This window comes from Peribacillus sp. P4_C12, assembly GCF_056402095.1.
The window spans coordinates 1-3,519 of sequence record NZ_JBFUIB010000393.1 but is presented as its reverse complement, the minus strand read 5'-3'; the positions used below and the strand labels follow the sequence as shown (position 1 = coordinate 3,519).

The window sequence follows — 3,519 nt, the reverse complement described above, 5'->3', positions numbered from 1 at the left end:
GTACTAGTTGTATCTGTAATATCGTCTGGAATAGCGACATATAACCAAACATTAAACGTAGAGGCTTCAAGTAACCACCTAGTAGAACAAGAGAAGAAACAACAAGAAGCAAGGATTACGAACATAAACGTATTGAATACGATGACTTTACAGGTCACTTTTAATAAACCATTAGCTGCAGAAGATGTGGATCCAAACAATTTGGAGAATATTAAGAAACAATTCGAATTTAATCATGGCATGAGCATAGTCAATGTACCACGTTTGAAAACAGGAGCAAAAAGCACATACATCGTGCCAGTTGAAATTCAAAAGGATGACACCAAATACTCAATAAGCTACAAAGGGCAACGAGTAAAAACCTTTGAAGGAACAGATGAGAAAATTAATATTCGTAACACCCAACAAGTAACAAATGACACATTTGAATTGGAATCATTTTTAGAAGATGGTGTAACAGACTACGCAAATATTATCGAAGCGTATCGGGCAGGTCGAGGTGATTTAGCATTTGAATTAGATAACAGAAACAAAGACGAAAATGGGAAACGTTTCGAAATTATTTCGTCCTTACGTGATCGTGTTGTAACGATTACAGGCAGAAACGGAGAACGTTTTGTTGCGAATTACCTTCCTTTTACACAAGCAGCAGATGGAAGACAAGCCCCAAAATTTCGATTACCAGAAGGACGACAATTGAAACCAGGTGTAACATATACAGTGACATCAAAATGGGCAGATCTTGAAAATAAAAGGTTTAAGGCACAATACATCGCCCCACTTAAACTTCAATCGGCAGAAGCTATTGATAACAAGACTATTAAAATTGTATTAGATAAAGATCCAGGCATGGAGTTATTTGCAGGCAGAAGCATACAATTGCAAGGCGAAGATGGAAGCACGGTACAAGCACAATATCGTTTCTCTTCTCGTAAAGGCTCGGTTGGTTTGTTCGATGTTACAAATAATACATTGAAGACTGGTGTAAAATATAAAGTAGTACCCATGAACAATTGGGCAACTGCAGATTATATACCTTTAATAGTTAAGTGAATTTAGTATAAAAGGAAGAGAGACAATTAATGTTCTCTCTCTTTTTCTTGTAAGGAAGTTGGATTTTATTGACATAAAATGTTGGCGGAACCCCATGCAATTAAGCTAACAACGTAATTTACTAGATTCGAAATGATCCTTGTTTCAAAACCAGCGAGTGTAAAAAATAGCCATACAATCTTTTATGCCGGTGATATAAATTTATGTGTCCAATAATTTAATAGCTATCCTGAAGCTTTAAATATATGTATCTATTTTGGCATAATGCCTAGAAACATGAAAAGACCGCAATGCTTTCTTGAAGAAGAACATTGCAGCCTTTTGTTTCTTTGTTTCAGAGGTGAAAATAAATAGTGTTTTCTTAGAAATCTATCACATGATATTATGTCTCCTACGAAAGATCTGCTAAAAATGGTTATTGAAAGAATAGGATCTTCTAAAATGGCCAACACACCCAAATACTCCAAAGCCAAATGGCCGCCTCAAGTCATTTAAATCTATATTACTATTCATCAACTAAGGGTTCACGAAAAGACTCTTTTCTATCTTCGACTATCATGCGCAATCCACGCCTTGGTCTAAGTGTAATAGACGGAAGTGGTTTTACTTCATGATGGTCCGGCGCAAGCCTTATCCGATATCGTTGAGCAATGCACGCTAGGACAAGTACAGTTTCCATCATTGCGAAATGATTACCGATACAAACTCTCGCACCTCCGCCAAACGGAAAGTAAGCGAACTGAGGTAGAGTTTTCACAAAGTTGTTTTCAAATCGCTCAGGATTAAAAGAATCTGGATTATCAAAATACTCAGGCTTGTGYTGCATCACATACTGACTTAACAAGATCATATCGCCTTTTYTAAAATGATATCCTCCTATTACTACATCCTCCTCCACTTTCCGTGATACGATATAGCCAGGCGGGTATATGCGCATTGATTCCAAGATAATATTTTGTGTGTACGTTAATTTCATATAATCGCCAGGTGTAGGGTTACGATTACCGATTACGCTATCTATTTCATTGAAAAGTTTAGTTTCCACATCAGGGTGTTGTGAAAGCAAGTATAAGGTCCAGGAAAGCACGTTTGCAGTTGTTTCGTGACCGGCAAGGAAAATGGTCATTAGCTCATCACGTACCTGCTGGTTTGTCATAGCTAAGCCATCCTCATCATCTCGAGCATCCATTAAAATCCCAAGCATGTCCTCATGTCTCTCTGCATCTGCCCTACGTTTTTCAATAAAGTTATAAATCACTGTATCAAGTCTTTGTATCGAATTTTTAAATTCACGGTTATTTTTAGTTGGAACCCATAGTGGCAATTGAAGAAGTGTTCTCATCCTTTTGACGGCAATTCTCATGGATGATTCTATAGGTTCCCCGAGCACGTCATACCCTTCTTTGAGGTCCATACTGAACATGGTCTTGCTGATAATACCGAGAGCCATGCTCATCATATCTTCCGTAATAATCCGTTCTTCCCTGTTTTTCCAAGTGGATATATAGTCCATTGTTATATCAATCATATCCTGGGCATAATTGCTAATATGAGACTTTTTGAAAGAGGGTTGTATAAGTCTTCTTTGGCGCATGTGATATTCTTTTTCACTCGTAAGAAGGCCTTCTCCGATAATTGGTTTTAATGCATGGAAGTCATTTGATTTCAAGAAGGATTTTTGTTTTGTTACAAGTACTTGCTTAATTAAATCCGGATTTGAAATGAAGTAAACATTTTGGAAAGGTCCAAAACGAATTTTAGCAACATCTCCATATTCTTTTGCTAAGTGGGTAAGAAAGCCAAGTGTATCTGAAATAAACTCCTTTGAATGGCCAGTAATTAGTCTTCCTTTTGGGCCCTTGGGAGAATCATGTAAAAAATCTGTGTCACTCAATGGTTTGTATCCTCCATTTCGATATAAGTACTTTTAATCATCCTATGAGGAAAGTATTAATTGGTTTGGACAGGTTGTTAAAAAGAAGACTAACAAATATTTTTTTTTAAAAAAGTTTAAACAAATTGAATGAAATTACAAATGTGGATAAAGGAATACAGTTTAAAACCGAGGCTAAAATGTGGAGTTAGTATAGTTTCATGGACACATTTTAGTTAAGTCCTTACAATGATTTTTGAGAGGATGTGTCCGTCTTGGAACGTAAGAATACAGGTAAAAAATATAATAATGAATTCAAGAAGACGATTGTAGATCTTTATCACTCGGGTAATTCGGTCAAAGAATTAAGCGGCGAATATGGCGTATCAGAAGTTACCATTTATAAATGGGTTAAGGAATTTACTCCTATCGGTTTAGGGGAAGATTCCATGACTCCAAAGGAATTAGCAGCCATACAGAAGGAAAACCTTCGGTTAAAGCAAGAAGTTGAAATCTTAAAAAAGGCTATGGCCATATTCGCGAAAAAGTAACCGAGACAGATCTTACCGAATTTATTGAGGAACACAAGGAAC

General features: G+C 36.6%; 2 protein-coding genes and 1 pseudogene. 2 read left to right on the top strand and 1 reads right to left on the bottom strand.

Going from position 1 to position 3,519, the window contains the following annotated elements; translation table 11 throughout:
• Positions 1-1,053, top strand: a 1,053-nt coding sequence (locus tag AC1DUW_RS23650; RefSeq protein WP_477643598.1) for a hypothetical protein, incomplete at its 5' end; no start/stop codon positions are given.
• Positions 1,054-1,558: 505 nt separating this feature from the next.
• Here AC1DUW_RS23650 and AC1DUW_RS23645 read toward each other — a convergent pair.
• Positions 1,559-2,947, bottom strand: a complete 1,389-nt coding sequence (locus tag AC1DUW_RS23645) for a cytochrome P450 (protein ID WP_477643597.1) — start codon at positions 2,945-2,947, stop codon at positions 1,559-1,561.
• 254 nt (positions 2,948-3,201) lie between these two features.
• On the opposite strand from AC1DUW_RS23645, the pseudogene AC1DUW_RS23640 reads away from it, so the two are divergent.
• Positions 3,202-3,519, top strand: a pseudogene (locus tag AC1DUW_RS23640) (transposase); the annotation flags it as partial.